Below are 17,609 nucleotides of genomic sequence, written 5' to 3'. Positions count from 1 at the left end.
ATGGCTCGACGCGACCTGCGCGCCGCAGGAGCGCGCACCCGGTCGGGCGTGCGCGCCGCAGGCGCCCACGCCCGCGACCTCGGCGTCCGGGCCCGGCGCGCCGCCGGGCCCCTGAGCCGGGCCAGCGCATGGATCGGCCGTCATATCAGCCCCCTCGGCTGGATCGTGCTCGTCGGCGCCCTCGGCGGGCTCCTCCTCGGACGGCACTTCGGCTGGGACGAGCTCGTCGTCGGGGGAGCGACGCTCGCCGCGCTCCTCCTCATCTCGATCATCCTCACGCTCGGACGGTCCACGTACCGGGTCGAGCTCGACCTCGCCGACCACCGCATCGTCGTCGGCGAGCGGGCCGTCGGCCGCCTCCAGGTGACGAACGTCGGCCGGGCACGCACCCTGCCCGCCCGCATCGTCCTGCCCGTCGGCGCAGGGCAGGCAGACGTCGACCTTCCCTCGCTCGCCTCCGAGGCCGAGTTCGAGGAGGTCTTCGCGGTCGCGGGTGCGCGCCGGTCCGTCCTCACCGTCGGACCTGTCCGGTCCGTGCGCGGCGACGCGCTCGGCCTCGTCCGTCGGCAGGTCATGTGGACCGAACCCGAGCACCTCTACGTCCACCCCCACACGGTGTCACTCGGCACCGCCCGCACGGGCGTCCTGCGGGACCTCGAAGGCGAGGCGACCCGCGTCGTCTCCGACCACGACATGTCGTTCCACGCACTGCGCGAGTACGTGCCCGGTGACGATCGCCGGTCGATCCACTGGCGGTCCTCCGCGCGCCTCGGGCGTCTCATGGTCCGACAGTTCGAGGACACCCGCCGCACCCACACCGCGCTCGGGCTCGTCGACACGCTCGCCGACTACCGCGACGAGGACGAGTTCGAGCTCGCCGTCACCGTCTACGCGTCGATCGGGCAGCAGGCGCTCCGCGAGGAGCTCGAGGTCACCGCGCTCACCGCGACACGCACCCTGCGCTCGACGACGCCCCCGTCGTTCCTCGACGACTGCGCAGGCATCGAACTACGCGACGGCGAGCCCGACGAAGCACCCGTGACCCAGGAGATCGCTCGCACCGTGCCGCACGCGTCCCTCGCTCTCATCGTCACGGGCTCGAGCCTCGACGCCCCTGAGCTGCGCGCGCGGGCCGCGCACGTGCCCGCCGGAGTCCGCACCGTCATCGTGTCGGTCGGCGAAGACCACGAGCTCACGCTGCAGACCCGCAACCTCCTCACGGTCGCGACGCTCGGCTCCGCGAAGGACCTGCCGCGGCTCATGCGACGGCTGGTGGCCGCATGAGCCACGACGTCCGGACGATCGACCTCGGCGGCACCGGCCAGCGTCCCGCCCTGCGGCGGACGACGAGCACCGTCGTCTCCGCGCTCGCCGTCCTCCTCGCGACCCTCGCGCTCGTCCCCGCTTACGGGGTCGCCGCGGTCCTGCCGACGCTCCTCGCCGGAGCGTTCCTCGGCGCCGTCATCGTCCTCGTCGGGCGCGCCCGGCACGCCGGCGGGATCGTCGTGCTCGGTGCGACCGCCGTCGCTTACCTCCTCGCCGGAGGGGCGTTCGCCGCGCCGACGACGACCGTCGCCCGCGTCGTCCCGACGCTCACGACGTTCCGCACCCTTCTCGAAGGTCTGGTGACGTCGTGGAAGGAGGTGCTCACGCTCGAGCCGCCCCTCGGCACACTGGGGTCCGTGCTCGTCCCGCCCTTCGTCATGGCGCTCGGCGGCACCGTCCTCGCCGCGTGGGCCGCGACCGTCGACGCGACCGATCGTCGCCGCAGCCGCTCCGACGCGACCGCGGGTGCGCGACGCCGGGAACGGATTGGCCTGGCCGTCGCCGTGACGACACCCCTCGCACTGCTCGTCGGTGCGATCCTCCTCGGCACCGTCGAAGCCCCGCTCGCGACCGTGGTCGGCATCGGCATCGCCGCGCTCACCGTGCCGTGGCTCGCGTGGCGCACGCGCCGCTGGCACCCGCGCCGTCTCGCGACGCTCGCCGTCATGGCCGTCGTGGCCATCGGCGGCGGCGGCATCGTCGGCGCACCGCTCGTCGCGGGCGACGCGCCCCGCACGATCCTCCGCACGCAGATCGTGCCGCCGTTCGACCTGCGCGACCAGGTGAGCCCGCTCACGGGCTTCAGGACGTTCCACAAGGACCTGCGCGAGGCCCCGCTCGTCACCGTCGCAGGACTTCCCGAGGGGGCGCTCGTGCGCCTCGCGACGATGGACACGTTCGACGGCGTCGTGTGGAACGTCGACTCGACGGGTGCGCGCGGCGGCTCGGGAGCGTTCCGTCGGGTCGGCGAGTCCATCCCCGTGCGTGCGGCGGGAACGCCGGCGAGCATCGACGTGACGATCGACGGGCTGCGCGGGGTGTGGCTGCCGACCGTCGGCCAGACCTCACGCCTGGCGTTCGAGGGGCGGCGCTCGCGCGAGCAGCAGCTCGCGTTCCGGTTCAACGACGCGACGGGCGCCGCGGTGCTCCCCGGCGGGCTGCGCGAGGGCGACCGCTGGACCGCCGAGGTCGTCGTGCCACCCACCCTCTCGGACGAACAGCTTGCCGACGCGGAGATCGCCGACGTCCAGCAGGCCGAGCTCGAGCAGATCCCTGACTCGGCCGCTCAGAAGGCCGCGGACATCGCCCGCAACGCGACGAGCCCTGCGCTCCTCGCACGCGCCCTCGCCGCGACGCTCTCCGAGCAGGGGTACTTCTCCCACGGCATCACCGCTGCGGGCGACCACCCGTCGCTCGCAGGGCACGGCGTGTCCCGCATCGACATGCTGCTCACCGAGGACCGAATGATCGGTGACGACGAGCAGTACGCGTCCGCGATGGCGCTCATGGCGCGCAACCTCGGGCTTCCCGCGCGCGTTGTCATGGGCTTCCGGCCCGCCGAGGGCACCGACGTCACGCGACCCGTGACGCTCACGGGCGGGGACGTCGTCGCCTGGGTCGAGATCGCCTACAAGGGACACGGCTGGGTGCCGTACTTCCCGACGCCCGACACCTCGCGCACGCCGTCGAACGACCCGGAAGAGGCCGAGCCGGACCCGCAGCCAGAGGTGGTCCAGCCGCCGCCCAGCCTCGAGGACCCCGTCGCCGAGCCCGAGGAGGACGTCGAGAACGTCGACGTCGACGCGCGCGAGGACGTCGAGGAGATCGTCACCGACTGGACGTCCGTCGTCGTCATGACGCTCGCGATCGGCGTGCCGATCCTCCTCCTCGTGCTGCCACCCCTGCTCATCGTCGCCGCCAAGGCGCGACGCCGGCGGCGCCGACGCCGCGCACGCGACCCGATGGTGCGTGTCACGGGGGCGTGGGACGAGGTCCTCGACGCGGTGCGTGACCGTGCCGCGACGCCCGCGCCCGGCGCGACCCGCTCGGAGACGGCACGCCTCATCGAGGCGACGTTCCCGCCGGTCTCGGCGCGAGGCGTCGCGACCCGGGCCGACGCTGCGGTCTTCGGACCAGGCGACCCGGACGCGACGCTCGCGGACGACACGTGGGAGCAGACGGACGAGTTCCTGGCGGCTCTTGCGCAGCACGGAACGCGTCGCCAGCGGCTGCGCGGGCAGCTCTCGCGCACGTCGCTGCGTGCCGCCAAGGCGCGCAGGCGCGAGGCGAGGTCCGCGCGACGGTCGCAGCGCAGGGCCCAGCGCCGGGAGAGCGCCGGGTCGAAGGTCAGGCGCGTCGCGAGGCGATGACGGACTCGAGAAGCGCGACGAGCTCGGCCGCTCCGGCCGGGCTCGTCGGCCGTTCCTGGGGTCCGTCCGGCGTCGGTGCGGGCGTGCGGGGGCCGCGGCGGGTCGCGGCCTCGAGGTAGAGACCGTCGGAGACGAGGACGATCGCACGGGCGAGCACGGGGTCGCCGACGGCCTCGACGGTCGCGGCGAGCCACGCCTCGTGCGCCTTGGTGAGTGCGACACGTGCCTGGGGGAACGGGCCCTCGGCGAGCCTCGTCGCGGCGAGGTAGTCGAGGTCGAACGGGGTGTCCGAGATCGCCGAGGTGCGGATGAGGTAGGCGACCGCGCCCTCAGGGGCTGCGCGCATGACCGCGACGTCGGCGAGCGCAAGCTCGACCATGCGGGCGAGGAGGCCGTCGACGAGCGCCATCTTCGACCCGAAGTGGTAGAGGAGCCCGCCCTTGGAGACCTGGGCGGCGGCTGCCACGGCGTCGAGGGTCGCCGCGCGCTCACCCTGCTCGACAAGGGTCCGGGCGAACGCGTCGAGGATCCGGTCTCGGGTGGCCCCTGCGCGGGCGTGGCTCACGGCATGGCGGCGTGCCGCCGTCGTGACGGCGGGTCGGATCCCGGGAGGGTCCGCGTCGGCGGGCCGTGTGCTCGATGCCACCTTGCAACTATACCGGCTGGACGGTTAAGGTCAGGAGTTGGTTTCTATACCGTCTGGACGGTTGAAGAGAGCGGCGTCGTCCGACGCCCGTCACCCGCGCCACGAGAGGAACGCAGTGACCACCCGCAACGGCGGCGACCACGAGGACGCCGCTACGCACCGCCAGACCCCCACGAACGCCGCGCGCCGCACCCCTGACAGGCGCGCGGTCGACCGGGAGCGACGCAGCTTCCCTGGGCTGCAGCCCGCCCCGGACGCTCCCGGCGTCGACGGTCCCCCGAGCCGCCGACGCCGGTGGGCGGCCCTCGCCGTCCTGCTCCTGCCCGTGCTGCTCGTCTCGGTGGACAACACGGTCCTGAGCTTCGCCCTCCCACAGATCTCCGAGGCCCTCACCCCGTCCGGGACCCAGCTCCTGTGGATCGTCGACGTCTACCCGCTCGTCCTCGCCGCGCTGCTCGTCCCCATGGGCTCGCTCGCCGACCGCCTCGGTCGCCGGCGCATGCTTCTTCTCGGCTCGACCGGCTTCGCGGTCGTCTCGGCGCTCGCCGCCTACGCGCCGAGCGCCGAGTGGCTCATCGCCGGCCGCGCAGCCATGGGCCTCTTCGGCGCCATGCTCATGCCCTCGACGATGTCTCTCATCCGCAACATCTTCACCGACCGCTCCGAGCTGCGGCTCGCGATCGCGATCTGGGCCGCGGCGTTCTCCGGCGGAGCCGCCCTCGGACCCATCGTCGGCGGGTTCCTCCTCGAGCACGCCTGGTGGGGCTCGGTGTTCCTCATGAGCGTCCCCGTCCTCATGCTCATGCTCGCCACCGCGCCCTTCGTCGTCCCCGAGTCGCGCGACCCGCGCCCCGGACCCTTCGACATCGTCTCGATCCTCCTGTCCGTCGCAGCCATCACCCCGGTGGTCGTCGGCGTCAAGGAGGTCGCGAAGAACGGGCTCACCGGCCTCGCGCTCGCAGCGTTCGCGGTCGGCCTCGCAGCTGGCGGCGCCTTCGTGCGCCGCCAGCTGACGAGGGACGTGCCGATGCTCGACGTCCGACTCTTCGCCTCCCCGGCGTTCGGCGGCGGCGTCCTCGTCAACCTGCTCTCCGTCGTCGCGATCACCGGGTTCCTCTACTTCGTCTCGCAGGACCTCCAGCTCGTCGTCGGGCTCCGCCCCGTCGAGGCCGGCCTCGCGCTCCTGCCCGGGCTGCTCGCGACGATCGTCGCGGGCCTCCTCGTCGTCAAGGTCGTCGCGCGCGTCGCACCGGGGCGCATCATCGCTGCTTGCATGGCGTTCGCCGCCGTCGGCTACGGGATCGTCGCCGTCGCCGGGGGAGCGGGCACGCTGTGGCCCGTCATCACCGCGTTCGTCATCCTCTCCGTCGGCGCCGGCGCGGCCGAGACGGTCTCGAACGACCTCATCCTCTCCTCGGCCCCCGCGGGCCGCGCGGGAGCCGCGTCCGCGATCTCCGAGACCGCGTACGAGCTCGGCGCCGTCCTCGGCACCGCGATCCTCGGCGGCATCATGTCCGCGGGCTACCACCGCAACATCGTCCTGCCGGGCGGGCTCACCTCCGCGCAGCAGGAGGCGGCGCGCGAGACCCTCGGCGGTGCGACCGGTGTCGCCGCGCAGCTCGACCCGTCCCGCGGCCAGGCGCTCCTCGACTCCGCGCACAGCGCGTTCGCGGGCTCCGTCGTCGTGACGTCCTGGATCGGCGTCGCCCTCATGGCCGCCGCCGTCGTCGTCTCGCTCGCGATCCTCTCGCGACCCCAGGTCGCGCAGATCGAGGACCACGTCGTCGACGCGGAGCTCCCGGACCCTTACGACGCGCTCGCCGACCTCGTCGCCCAGTCCGACCTCGACGACGCTCCCGACCGTGTTGGAGCGCCACCCCGCAGGTAGGGATCCTGTGAGAGTCCTCACCAGCCCCACCCCGCGCGCCCGGGCACGACTAACCTGAACGGTGGTCGTCCCGCGCGCGTCGTGCGGACGGCCGGGTGTCCGCCATGCGGTCATCCGGCGCCATCCACGTGACGACGCCCGCAGCCCGGGCCACACTCGCTCCACACCACCGGGTATCCACCAGCACCGAAAAGGCCTGCATCCGTGAACACCTCCCGCCCCCTGCGCGTCGCGATCGTCGGCGCCGGTCCTGCCGGCATCTACGCCTCCGACATCCTCTCGAAGGCTGGCATCGACGTCTCGATCGACCTCATCGAGCGCCTGCCCGCGCCGTTCGGCCTCGTGCGCTACGGCGTCGCGCCGGACCACCCGCGCATCAAGATGATCATGGGTGCCCTCCACAAGGTCCTCGAGCGTGGCGACATCCGCCTGCTCGCGAACGTCAACTTCGGCACGGACCTCTCGCTCGACGACCTGCGCGAGCACTACGACGCCGTGATCTTCTCGACGGGCTCCATCAAGGACGCCCCGCTGAGCATCCCGGGCGTCGAGCTCGACGGCTCCTACGGCGCCGCCGACTTCGTCTCCTGGTACGACGGTCACCCCGACGTCCCGCGCACGTGGCCCCTCGAGGCCCGTGAGGTCGCGGTGCTCGGCGCCGGCAACGTCGCGCTCGACGTCGCGCGCATCCTCTCGAAGCACGTCGCGGACCTCCTCGTCACGGAGATCCCCGACAACGTCGTCGAGGGCCTCAAGGCCTCGCCCGTCACCGACGTGCACGTCTTCGCGCGCCGCGGTCCTGCGCAGGCGAAGTTCTCGCCGCTCGAGCTCCGCGAGCTCGGTCACGTGCCGGACGTCGACATCGTCGTATACCCCGAGGACTACGAGTTCGACGAGGGCTCGATGGCCGCGATCGAGTCGTCGAACCAGACGAAGCAGGTCGTCAAGACGCTCACCGACTGGGCGCTTGTCGACCCGTCGACGCACTCCGCGTCGCGTCGCCTGCACCTGCACTTCCTCCACTCGCCCGCGGAGATCCTCGGTGAGGACGGCAAGGTCGTCGGGCTGCGCACCGAGCGCACCGCACTCCAGGGCGACGGCACCGTCAAGGGCACGGGCGAGTTCCACGACTGGCCCGTCCAGGCTGTCTACCGTGCGATCGGCTACTTTGGCACCGAGCTCTCGGACGTGCCGTTCGACGACCGCCGCGGGGTCATCCCCAACGCTGAGGGTCGGGTCCTCGGCGCGGACGGCGAGCACGTCCCCGGCGTGTACGCGACCGGCTGGATCAAGCGTGGGCCTGTCGGCCTCATCGGCCACACGAAGTCGGACGCGTCGGAGACGATCCGCCACCTCGTCGAGGACGTCGACTCCCTGCCGCGCGCGCCCAAGGGCGCGCCCGAGGACATCGTCGCGACGCTCGCCGAGCGCGGCGTCGACCTCGTCGTGTGGGACGACTTCCTCAACCTCGAGGCGCACGAGCTGGCGCTCGGCGTCGCCGCGGGTCGCGAGCGGATCAAGGTCGTGCCCCGCGAGGAGATGATCGCGATCGCCAAAGGCGTGAACTCGAGGGCCTGAGCGGCCCTTTCCGACGAGCGGCCCGTCGTGTTCCTGCACGTTCCCTAGCGTGCAGGAGCACGACGGGCCGTTTCGTCTTTCTGACGTCCCGCGCTTCGGGACGCTGTCGGTCTGCCTCCGTCGTGCTTGGGCAGGACGAGTCGCGGGGCGCCGACGGGGCATCGGGTGTGAGATGGGGGTTGCGCTGTGTCCCACCCCCGGGCATGATGCTCAATGTGAGTATGAAGGAGGTCGAGATGCGACAAGGCCACTCCCGGCACAGCAACACCCCGTCCCTCAAGACGGACCACTACGAGCTGACGATGCTCCAGGCGGCCCTCGCCTCAGGCGTCGCCCACCGGCGCGCGGTCTTCGAGCTCTTCACCCGCCGGCTCCCCACGGGCCGCCGCTACGGCGTCGTCGCCGGCATCGGCCGCGCCCTCGAGGCCGTCGCCGACTTCCGGTTCGACGACGCCCAGATCGCGTTCCTCCGCGACAACGCCGTCGTCGACACCCCGACGCTCGACTACCTCGCCGCCTACCGGTTCACCGGATCGATCCACGCCTACCGCGAAGGGGAGCTCTTCTTCCCGCAGTCGCCCATCGTCACCGTCGAGGGCACGTTCGGCGAGGCGGTGCTCCTCGAGACGCTCCTGCTCTCGATCCTCAACCACGACTCGGCGGTCGCGTCGGCCGCGTCCCGCATGGTCACCGCCGCGGCAGGCGCCAGCATCATCGAGATGGGCTCACGCCGCACGGGCGACGAAGCCGCGGTCGTCGCGGCCCGCGCGACGTACGTCGCCGGGTTCGGCGCAACCTCGAACCTCGAGGCGGGCTACCGCTACGGCATCCCGACGACGGGCACCGCCGCGCACGCGTTCACGCTCGCGCACGACTCCGAGCCCGAGGCCTTCGCCGCGCAGGTCGCCTCGCTCGGTGCCGGCACGACGCTCCTCGTCGACACGTACGACATCCCCACCGGCATTCGCAACGCCGTCGCGGCTGGCGGCACGAGCCTCGGCGGCATCCGCATCGACTCGGGCGACCTTTACGTCGAGACGACGCGCGCCCGCGCGCTGCTCGACGAGCTCGGCGCGACGAGCACGAAGATCGTCGTCTCGAGCGACCTCGACGAGTACGTCATCGACGACCTCGTCTCGCAGGGCGCCCCCATCGACGGCTACGGCATCGGCACGCGCGTCGTCACCGGCTCCGGCGCCCCGACCGCCTCGATGGTCTACAAGCTCGTCGAGATCGAGGGTCCCGACGGCCAGATGCGACCCGTCGCGAAGAAGTCCGCCGACAAGGCGTCCGTCGGCGGCTTCAAGGACGCGACGCGCGTCCTCGACGCGCACGGCGTCGCTGTCGCCGAGCTCGCCGTCCCCCGCGCCGCGGGCACGAGCGCGACGCACCCCGCAGGCACGACGACCCGTGACCTCCAGGTCACCTACGTCCGCGACGGCAAGATCGCCGACCTGCCGACGCTCGACGAGGTCCGCGCCCACCATCGGGCAGCGCTCGCCGAGCTGCCCCCGAGCGCCCTCGACGTCGTCGCGGGCACCCCCTACCTCACGGCAAGGAGCTGAAGATGGCACGCGCACTCATCGTCGTCGACGTCCAGAACGACTTCTGCGAGGGCGGCGCCCTCGGCGTCACCGGCGGCAACGACGTCGCCCGCGGCGTCGCCGCCAAGATCGGCGAGGGCGGCTACGACCTCGTCGTCACGACGCAGGACTGGCACGTCGACCCGGGCACGCACTGGTCCGCGTCCCCCGACTACCTCGACACGTGGCCCGTCCACTGTGAGGCCGGCACCGCCGGCGCCGAGCTCCACCCGGCTGTCGCCGCCGCGCTCGCCGCGACGGACATGCCCGTCGTGGGCGTCCGCAAGGGTGAGTACGAGGCCGCGTACTCGGGCTTCGAGGGCGTCGACGACGCCGGACGGCCCCTCGCCGAGGTCCTCGGCGCCGCGGGCGTCGAGGAGGTCGACGTCGTCGGCATCGCGACGGACCACTGCGTGCGCGCGACCGCGCTCGACGCGCACGCCACGGGTCTTGCGACGACCGTCCTCGTCGACCTCACCGCGGGCGTCGCGCCCGGCACGACGAAGGTCGCGCTCGACCTGCTCCGCGAGAAGGAGGTGCGCCTTGTCTGACGCCGTCGCCCCCGCCGGGTACGACCCGTCGGCCTACCCGCCGTTCGCCGTGACGAGCGACATCGTCGTCCTCACGATCCGCGGCGGCGAGCTCTCCGTGCTCCTCGTCGAGCGCGGCAACGAGCCCTACGCGGGCTGCTGGGCGCTGCCCGGCGGGTTCGTCGACATCGACGAGCCCGGCGAGGAGACCGCGCGCCGCGAGCTCGTCGAGGAGACGGGCCTCGAGATCTCGAGCTACCACCTCGAGCAGCTGCGCACGTACTCCGCCCCCGGTCGCGACCCGCGGATGCGGGTCGTCTCGACCGCGTACCTCGCGTTCCTCCCGGACCTGCCCGCTCCCGTCGCGGGCGACGACGCCGCCCGTGCGCGCTTCTTCGCGGTGCGGGACATCGAGGCCGGCGAGGTGACGCTCGCGTTCGACCACGACCAGATCCTCGCGGACGCCGTCGAGCGGGCCCGCTCGAAGATCGAGTACACGACGCTCGCCGCAGCCTTCGTCGAGCAGCCCTTCACGCTCGGCGACCTGCGCCGCGTCTACGAGTGCGTGTGGGGCACCCGCCTGCACCCGTCGAACTTCGCGCGCAAGGTGCTCTCGACCCCCGGCTTCGTCCGCAGCCTCGATGTGCGCGGCGCGAGCCGGTTCGAGGGAGGCCGGGTCGGTGCGCTCTACGAGACGGGGGACGCGACCGTCCTCCACCCCGCGATCCTGCGACCCACTGCTGACGAGGAGGACGAGCGATGAGCTCACGTGACTGGGAGGGCGTCCTCGACGCCATGGCGGACGGCATCGCCCGCGCGGCGTCGGACGCACGCGTCGGTCGCGTCGTCGTCGGCGTCTCCGGCGGGCTCGACGGCGCTGTTGTCGCCGTCGCCGCAGCGCGCGCGATGCGCGGCGAGAACGTCCTCACGGCGTTCCTGCCGACGCGCTTCTCGTCGCAGGCGTCACGCGACGACGCGGCGGCGCTCGGCCGCAACCTCGGCACCGACCACCACGTCATCTCGATCGACGAGCCGTACGGCGTGCTGCGGTCCGCGGTGCAGGACGGCATGGCGGGCCCGCCCGCCTGGCCCGGCTTCGTCGACGGGGCGACGAGCGTCGCGGAGCAGAACATCCAGGCGCGCCTGCGGGGCACGACGCTCATGGCGATCGCCAACGCGACGGGCGGCATCGTTCTCAACACCGGCAACCTCTCCGAGGTGCGGACGGGCTACTTCACGCTCTACGGCGACGGGATCGGCGCGGTCGCGCCGCTCGGGCGGCTCTACAAGACCGAGGTCCAGGAGCTTGCGGCGTGGATCAACCGGGAGAGCGAGGTCATTCCCGCGTTCACGGTGTCGCGGCCGCCGTCGGCCGAGCTTGCCGACGGGCAGGAGGACTCCGACTCGCTCCCGCCGTACCCGGTGCTCGACGCGGCGCTGCGTGCGCTCGCGGCCGGTGCAGGCCGGCCGGAGGGTGCCGTGCGGCCGGCGTCGGTCGACGAGGCGGCGTGGGCGCGGACGCAGCAGCTCGTCGCGGGCGCGGCCTTCAAGGCGCGCTACCTGCCGCCGTCGGTCGACCTCCCGGCGGACTGACGGCCCGCGCCACCCTTCCCGACGGATTGACGGATCCCGCCCGTTCAACGGGCGGGATCCGTCACTCCGTCGGGGAGCGGGTCGTGTGCTGCGTGTCTCTGGAACGACCCGCCGAGCGTTCTCGTTGGACCTCGTAGAGCGACGTCGGCAGCTCGGGGGCTCCACCACCCGACGGCGTCGCACGGGAGCGGCACATGCACAAGCACTTCAACGGTCTCAAGACGGCGATGCTCTTCGGCGTCCTGTGGGCGGTGCTCCTCGGCCTGTGGGCACTCTTCTTCCGTCACAGCCCGACGATGCTCTGGGTGTTCGCGGGCATCGGCGTCGTCTCGACCGCGGTGTCGTACTGGAACTCCGACAAGATCGCGATCCGCTCGATGCACGCCTACCCGGTGAGCGAGCTCGAGCAGCCCGCCATGTACCGGATCGTGCGCGAGCTCTCCATGGAGGCGCGGCAGCCGATGCCACGCCTTTACGTCTCGCCGACGGCCGCGCCCAACGCGTTCGCGACGGGCCGCAACCCGCAGAACGCGGCGGTGTGCTGCACGGAGGGCATCCTCGCGCTCCTCGACGAGCGCGAGCTGCGCGGCGTCCTCGGGCACGAGCTCATGCACGTCTACAACCGCGACATCCTCACCTCGTCGATGGCGGCGGCGGTCGCGGGCGTCGTCACGTCGCTCGCGCAGTTCCTCATGTTCTTCGGCGGGGGCGGCGACGACAGGCGGAACGTCAACCCGATCGCGGGCATCGCCCTTGCGCTGCTCGCGCCGTTCGCGGCGGCCCTCGTGCAGATGGCGATCTCGCGGACGCGGGAGTTCGACGCCGACGAGGACGGCGCGCGCCTCACGCGCGACCCGCTCGCACTCGCGTCCGCGTTGCGCAAGCTCGAGCGGGGGACGCAAGCGGCGCCGCTGCCGCCGACGCAGAACCTCGAGAACGTCTCGCACCTCATGATCGCCAACCCGTTCAAGGGTGGTGCGGCGCGTCTCTTCGCGACGCACCCGCCGATGGACGAGCGCATCGAGCGCCTCCAGCGCATGGCGACGAACGGCTGACGGCGCCTGTCCCCCCTCCCCCCCCGAGATAGCGCTCTTCGGACGAGATAGCGCGCGACGCGCGCTATCTCGTCCGACGCGCGCTATCTCGCGGGCTCCTGGGGAGGGAGAGGGAGGGGGAACTGGGCGTCGGTAGGATGGGACGCATGATCGAGCTGCGTACACCTGCCGAGATCGACGAGATGCGCGAGGCCGGCCGGATCGTCGCTCGCGCGCTCAAGGCCGTCGAGGAGGCCGCCGTCGTCGGCACCTCTCTCAAGGAGCTCGACGCCGTCGCCCGGGACGTCATCTTCGGCGCCGGCGCGACCTCGCCGTTCCTCAACTACCACCCCGACTGGGCGCCCACCCCGTTCCCAGGCGTCATCTGCGCGTCCGTCAACGACGCCGTCGTCCACGGCATCCCGAACGACCTGCGCATCGCCGACGGCGACCTCGTGTCGATCGACTGCGGCGCGATCCTCAAGGGCTGGGCTGCCGACTCCGCGACGAGCTTCGTCGTCGGCACCCCCCGTCAGGAGGACCTCGACCTCATCGCGACGACGCGCGCCGCGCTCGACGCGGGCATCGCCGCCGCCCAGGTCGGCGGCCGCCTCGGCGACATCTCCGCCGCGATCGGCCGGGTCGCCCGCAAGGCGAAGGTCGGCAACCTCGAGGACCACGGCGGCCACGGCATCGGCCGCGAGATGCACGGGGAGCCGTTCGTCCCCAACGAGGGCCGCGCCCGCAAGGGCATGGAGCTCAAGGCGGGCCTCGTGCTCGCGCTCGAGCCGATGTTCATCCACGGCGGCTCGGGCCGCTACACGTACGGCGACGACGGCTGGACGCTCTACTCCCGCTCGCGGCAGCGCGCCGCGCACGTCGAGCACACGATCGCGCTCACCGACGACGGCCCCCGCATCCTCACGGCGCTCTGACGTGCGGCTCTGACGAGCCGATCCGAACGCGCACGCCGCGCCCCTCCGTCCCCAGGAGCGGGCGGCGGCGTCGTCTCAGTGGGACGTGACCTTCGGGGCGTCGGCACGACGCCCCGCGACGACGGCGCGCCGCACGAACGCTCCGGCGCCGACGAGCGCGGCGAGCCCGGCGCCGCTGAAGCCGAGCGGCCGAGTGGGGCGTTCGGGGTTCGACGTCTCTTCGGCGCGGTCCGTGCCGGGAAGCCAGCGCACCTCGAGCTCGAGGCCGTTCCACGCGACGGCGCGCTCGAGGCGGATCCGTGTGCCGTCGGGCATGTCGAGGTGCGCGGTCGGGGAGATCTTGCGGCGGCCTTCGCGCGTGACGTCCACGATCTCGGCGGTGACGACGACGCCGTCGGTGCGGAGCTCCCGCACCTGGGCCGCGTCGTGGACGGTCCAAGCGATGCCGCCGCCGACGAGGGCGAGCGAGACGGCGGCGAGCACGCCGGCCTGCCGGTACTCCGCGGCGACGGTCCCGAGCGGCAGCCTGGGCAGCGGCACCGGACCTCGCCGGGTGTCACCCGGGTGGATGAGCGACGCCGGTGCTTTCGTGCGGGCGAGCCGACGCGGCACGGTGTCGAGGGCGATGAGGACGAAGGCGAGCAACGGGGCGGCGAGGATCGTGTCCGACGCCTGCCCCGTGACGACGAGCGACGCCGTGGCGACGAGCGCGAGCACGGCCGTCGTCACGGGCAGCAGGCCGCCGAGGAGCGGCGTGCACGCGAGGAACCCGGCGGTGACGGCGAGCACGACGTGCTGAGGGTCGACGACCGCGGGAGCGTGCGCCGCGTCCCACGTCCCGGTGAGCCCGGAGTACCAGACGAGCAGGCCGATCGCGCCCGAGACGAGCAGGAGGGCGGGTGGGCGGACGCCGCGCAGCTCCTCGCGGAGCGGCCGGCGCGTGTCCGTCACCCGAGGAGCCGCTCGACGTACGAGGCGAAGCCGTCGGCGTCGTTCGAGGCGGTCTGCGCGTCCGCGTGCGCGAGCACCTCGGGGTGCGCGTTGGCGACCGCGACGCCGTGGCCCGCCCACGTGAGCATCGGCAGGTCGTTCGGCATGTCGCCGAACGCCCACACGTCGGCCGGCGTGACGTCGTGCGCGGCGCACCAGCGGGCGAGGCCCGCGGCCTTCGTCACGCCGGGCGCGGACAGCTCGGCGAGGGCGTGCGCGCCCGAGTACGCGAGGATCCCCCGGTTCCCGACGACGTCGGCGACGCGTGCGTAGAGCTCGTCGTGCCCGAGTCTGTCGTGCCGCGCGAGGATCTTGCCGACGACGGCGCCCGGGCCGGCGTCGCACGGGTCGCCGTGGGCGACGAGCGTCGTCGCGACGTCGACACGGCGCGCATCGGCCGGCACGGGGTGCGTGCTCACGAACCCGGGGTCGTAGACGGGGCCGTCGATGCGCTCGAGGACGAAGGTCAGCCCGGGGATCGCGGCACGCAGGTCGTCGACGATGCTCGCCGCGGCCGCCCGCTCGAAGCCGTGGACCTGCTCGAGCGTGCCCGTCGCGAACTCGTACACGGCCGCGCCGTTGAGGACGACGGCCGTGCCGTGCCCTCCCGCGAGGTCGGCGAGCGCGGGCAGCCAGCGCGGCGGCCGCGCCGTCACGAAGACGACGCGCACCCCCGCGTCGTCGAGACGTCGCAGGACGGAGCGCGTGCGGTCCGAGACGGTGCCGTCCGACCGCAGGAGCGTCCCGTCGAGGTCCGTCGCGACGACGCGCGGGGCCTCTCTCACCGGAAGGGGCGAGCTGTGCGGGCGCTGCGGGCGAGCCCGACGGCGAGCGCCGCGCACAGCGGCGAGTAGACCGTGAGGTCGAGCGTCCGGAAGCGAGGGGTCGTCGCCCGCAGCCCGAACCCCGAGACGGCGATGCCGGCAGCCGCTCGCGCCGCGAGCACTCGCGCGGCGGTGCGAGCACCGCGCCGGGAGAGTCGCCCGACGCGCGATCCCTCGGGCGCTTGCGAGGCGACGACCGCTGCGCACGCCGTCGTCGTCACGAGACCCGCGACTGCGAGGCACGCCGCGGGACCGGGGCTGCCGAGACCGTCGACGCCGAGGAAAGTCGCCGAGAACGCCTCCCGGTCCTCGAGCGGGAACGTTGAGCCCGCGGCCCACGCGACATGAAGGGCACCGACCGCCCCAAGGACGGTCGCCGTGGCGACCGTCGACGCGGGGACGGCCATCAGCGGTAGTTCGTGAACTGGACCGCGAAGTCCAGGTCGGCGCCCTTGAGGAGCGCCTGCACGGCCTGGAGGTCGTCGCGGGACTTCGACGTCGCACGGACCTCGTCGCCCGTGATTTGCGTCTTCACGCCCTTGGGGCCCTCTTCGCGGATGATCTTCGTGACCTTCTTGGCGTTCTCGCCCGCGAGACCCTCCTTGAGGGTCGCCTCAAGGCGGTACTCCTTGCCGGAGAGCTGCGGGCCCTTGTCGCCCGTGTCGATGGCCTTGAGGGAGATGCCGCGCTTGATGAGCTTCGTCTGGAAGACGTCAAGGATCGCGAGGACGCGCTCCTCGGAGTTGGCGATCATGACGATCTTCTCGCCGGACCACGCGATCGAGGCGCCGACGTTGCGGAAGTCGTAGCGCTGCCCGACCTCCTTGATCGCCTGGTTGAGCGCGTTGTCGACCTCCTGACGGTCGACCTTGCTGACGATGTCCATGGAGGAGTCGGCCACGGTGTTCTCCTTGTGCGTGAGAGGGGGCGGGTTTCTGGTCCCAGCCTAGCCGCGCGGCCCGCGGTCGCGCGGGCGGCGCAGCGCCCGCAGCGCGTCGGCGGTGAGGATCGCGAGCGCGACCCACACGAGCGCGAAGCCGGCCCATCGCGCGGGGCTCATCGGCTCGTTGTAGAGGAGGACGCCGAGCCCGAGCTGGACCGTCGGCGTGAGGTACTGCAGGAGCCCGACGACGGTGAGCGGCAGGCGTTGCGCAGCGGTCGCGAACATCGTCAGCGGTGCGACGGTGACGACACCGAGCGTCACGAGGAGCGCGCCGTACCCGAGACCCGACGTCGTCGAGGGCGTGGGCCCGAGCCACAGGAGGAACCCGAGCGCGACGGGCGTGAGCACCGCCGTCTCGACGGCGAGCCCCGCAAGCGGGTCGACGCCCGCGCCCACCTGCTTCTTCACGAGCCCGTAGAGCCCGAACGTCACCGCGAGCGCCAGCGCAAGCCACGGCACGCCGTGCCCGCCCGCGGACACGACGACGACGGCGACCGTGCCCACGCCGAGCGCCCACAGCTGAGCGACCGTGAGCCGCTCCCTCAGGACGACGACCGCGAGCAGGACGGTGACGAGCGGGTTGACGTAGTACCCGAGCGACGCGTCGACGACGTGCCCCGAGAGGACACCCCACACGTAGAGCAACCAGTTCGCTCCGATGAGTAGCGATGCCGCAGCGAGCAGCGCGACCGTCCGCGGCGAGCGCCACAGCGCGACGAACGCGCGCCACCGGTGCGTGAGCACGACGAGCAGCACGCTGACGGCAAGACCCCACACGACGCGGTACGCGACGACCTCGACCGCGCCCGTGCGCGTGAAGAGGTGGAAGTACACGGGGAACATCCCCCACACGAGGTAGGCGCCGAAGCCTGCGGCGAGGCCCGTCCGGTCGAGACCAGGAGGGTGCGGGGTGGGTGCGGGGCTCGTGCACATGGGCGGTGGCAGCGTCCCCTCTCGTGCTGGTCGGAGCGCCTCCGAACGGCTCGATTTCCGCTCGGGGCACTTCCCCTAGTATCGTGTGATCGCTCGCGAGGTGCGGACCTGGTCCACGCCAGCGGCGCATCGGCAGCTTGCCCGAGCGGCCAAAGGGAGCTGACTGTAAATCAGCCGCGTCATGCTACGGGGGTTCGAATCCCTCAGCTGCCACCGATGCCGAAGGCCCCATCCACATGGACGGGGCCTTCGGCGTGCCTGGGGGATGTCGTGTTGTCGGGTAGAGGCAGGCCATCCAGACGGTGCCGGTCTCGCACGACGCGGGGGCGGTGAAGCTGTGGGGTGGCGTGAACGTCTGGCCCGCGACGGAGGAGCGGTCGCCGATCGCGTGGTCGTGCCCCGTGACCCATATTCCGGAGACCTTCTGTTCCACAGCG

16 protein-coding genes and 1 tRNA gene are annotated in these 17,609 nt (G+C 72.7%); 11 read left to right on the top strand and 6 right to left on the bottom strand.

Going from position 1 to position 17,609, the window contains the following annotated elements:
- Positions 1-1,284: a DUF58 domain-containing protein gene (locus C1729_RS07735; protein ID WP_102509433.1), complete on the top strand. Its 1,284-nt coding sequence runs from the start codon at positions 1-3 to the stop codon at positions 1,282-1,284.
- Positions 1,281-3,695 carry a transglutaminase TgpA family protein gene (locus C1729_RS07730; RefSeq protein WP_102509432.1) on the top strand — a complete coding sequence of 805 codons (2,415 nt, stop codon included), beginning with the start codon at positions 1,281-1,283 and terminating at the stop codon, positions 3,693-3,695. The genes C1729_RS07735 and C1729_RS07730 overlap by 4 nt, the downstream gene beginning before the upstream one ends.
- On the opposite strand, the gene C1729_RS07725 is transcribed toward C1729_RS07730, so the two are convergent.
- Positions 3,673-4,341 carry a TetR/AcrR family transcriptional regulator gene (locus tag C1729_RS07725; RefSeq protein WP_242493755.1) on the bottom strand — a complete coding sequence of 223 codons (669 nt, stop codon included), beginning with the start codon at positions 4,339-4,341 and terminating at the stop codon, positions 3,673-3,675. The genes C1729_RS07730 and C1729_RS07725 overlap by 23 nt on opposite strands.
- Positions 4,342-4,579: 238 nt before the next feature.
- Between C1729_RS07725 and C1729_RS07720 the strand changes: the two genes are divergently transcribed.
- The 8 genes from C1729_RS07720 to map all read left to right on the top strand — a co-directional run bounded on the left by C1729_RS07720 (position 4,580) and on the right by map (position 13,482).
- A complete protein-coding gene (locus C1729_RS07720; protein WP_102510581.1) occupies positions 4,580-6,229 on the top strand; it encodes an MFS transporter in 1,650 nt (549 codons plus the stop codon).
- A 204-nt stretch (positions 6,230-6,433) separates the two neighbouring features.
- Positions 6,434-7,807, top strand: a complete 1,374-nt coding sequence (locus tag C1729_RS07715; RefSeq protein WP_102509431.1) for an FAD-dependent oxidoreductase — start codon at positions 6,434-6,436, stop codon at positions 7,805-7,807.
- Positions 7,808-8,028: 221 nt separating this feature from the next.
- Positions 8,029-9,372 carry a nicotinate phosphoribosyltransferase gene (locus tag C1729_RS07710; RefSeq protein ID WP_242493880.1) on the top strand — a complete coding sequence of 448 codons (1,344 nt, stop codon included), beginning with the start codon at positions 8,029-8,031 and terminating at the stop codon, positions 9,370-9,372.
- Between the two features lie 2 nt (positions 9,373-9,374).
- Positions 9,375-9,941, top strand: coding sequence for an isochorismatase family protein (locus C1729_RS07705; protein ID WP_102509430.1), 567 nt, complete (start codon positions 9,375-9,377; stop codon positions 9,939-9,941).
- Complete coding sequence (locus tag C1729_RS07700) at positions 9,934-10,683, top strand: NUDIX hydrolase (RefSeq protein WP_102509429.1); 750 nt, start codon at positions 9,934-9,936, stop codon at positions 10,681-10,683. Before C1729_RS07705 ends, C1729_RS07700 begins: the two co-directional genes overlap by 8 nt.
- The gene (nadE, locus tag C1729_RS07695; protein WP_102509428.1) at positions 10,680-11,513 is read left to right on the top strand and encodes an NAD(+) synthase; all 834 of its coding nucleotides are present in this window, start codon (positions 10,680-10,682) and stop codon (positions 11,511-11,513) included. The genes C1729_RS07700 and nadE overlap by 4 nt, the downstream gene beginning before the upstream one ends.
- Before the next feature lie 194 nt (positions 11,514-11,707).
- The gene (gene htpX, locus C1729_RS07690; RefSeq protein ID WP_102509427.1) at positions 11,708-12,568 is read left to right on the top strand and encodes a zinc metalloprotease HtpX; all 861 of its coding nucleotides are present in this window, start codon (positions 11,708-11,710) and stop codon (positions 12,566-12,568) included.
- Positions 12,569-12,714: 146 nt separating this feature from the next.
- Positions 12,715-13,482 carry a type I methionyl aminopeptidase gene (map, locus tag C1729_RS07685; RefSeq protein WP_102509426.1) on the top strand — a complete coding sequence of 256 codons (768 nt, stop codon included), beginning with the start codon at positions 12,715-12,717 and terminating at the stop codon, positions 13,480-13,482.
- Between the two features lie 75 nt (positions 13,483-13,557).
- On the opposite strand, the gene C1729_RS07680 is transcribed toward map, so the two are convergent.
- From C1729_RS07680 to rarD, 5 genes are read right to left on the bottom strand one after another with little or no spacing between them, the layout of a single operon-like run.
- A complete protein-coding gene (locus C1729_RS07680; RefSeq protein ID WP_102509425.1) occupies positions 13,558-14,433 on the bottom strand; it encodes a hypothetical protein in 876 nt (291 codons plus the stop codon).
- On the bottom strand, positions 14,430-15,257 hold the full coding sequence (locus C1729_RS07675) for an HAD family hydrolase (RefSeq protein ID WP_102510579.1): 828 nt from the start codon (positions 15,255-15,257) through the stop codon (positions 14,430-14,432). The genes C1729_RS07680 and C1729_RS07675 overlap by 4 nt, the downstream gene beginning before the upstream one ends.
- A complete protein-coding gene (locus C1729_RS07670; RefSeq protein ID WP_102509424.1) occupies positions 15,254-15,703 on the bottom strand; it encodes a DUF3995 domain-containing protein in 450 nt (149 codons plus the stop codon). The genes C1729_RS07675 and C1729_RS07670 overlap by 4 nt, the downstream gene beginning before the upstream one ends.
- Positions 15,703-16,197, bottom strand: a complete 495-nt coding sequence (locus C1729_RS07665; RefSeq protein ID WP_207204575.1) for a YajQ family cyclic di-GMP-binding protein — start codon at positions 16,195-16,197, stop codon at positions 15,703-15,705. The genes C1729_RS07670 and C1729_RS07665 overlap by 1 nt, the downstream gene beginning before the upstream one ends.
- 45 nt (positions 16,198-16,242) lie before the next feature.
- Positions 16,243-17,172 carry an EamA family transporter RarD gene (gene rarD, locus C1729_RS07660; RefSeq protein ID WP_102509422.1) on the bottom strand — a complete coding sequence of 310 codons (930 nt, stop codon included), beginning with the start codon at positions 17,170-17,172 and terminating at the stop codon, positions 16,243-16,245.
- A gap of 131 nt (positions 17,173-17,303) precedes the next feature.
- Between rarD and C1729_RS07655 the strand changes: the two genes are divergently transcribed.
- Positions 17,304-17,385: transfer RNA gene (locus tag C1729_RS07655), tRNA-Tyr, on the top strand.
- Positions 17,386-17,609: the final 224 nt, after the last annotated feature.

Source organism: Sanguibacter massiliensis (assembly GCF_900240335.1).
GTDB classification, from domain to species: domain Bacteria; phylum Actinomycetota; class Actinomycetes; order Actinomycetales; family Cellulomonadaceae; genus Flavimobilis; species Flavimobilis massiliensis.
Note: the sequence above shows the minus strand (reverse complement) of the source record. Positions and strands in the feature narration are given on the sequence as shown.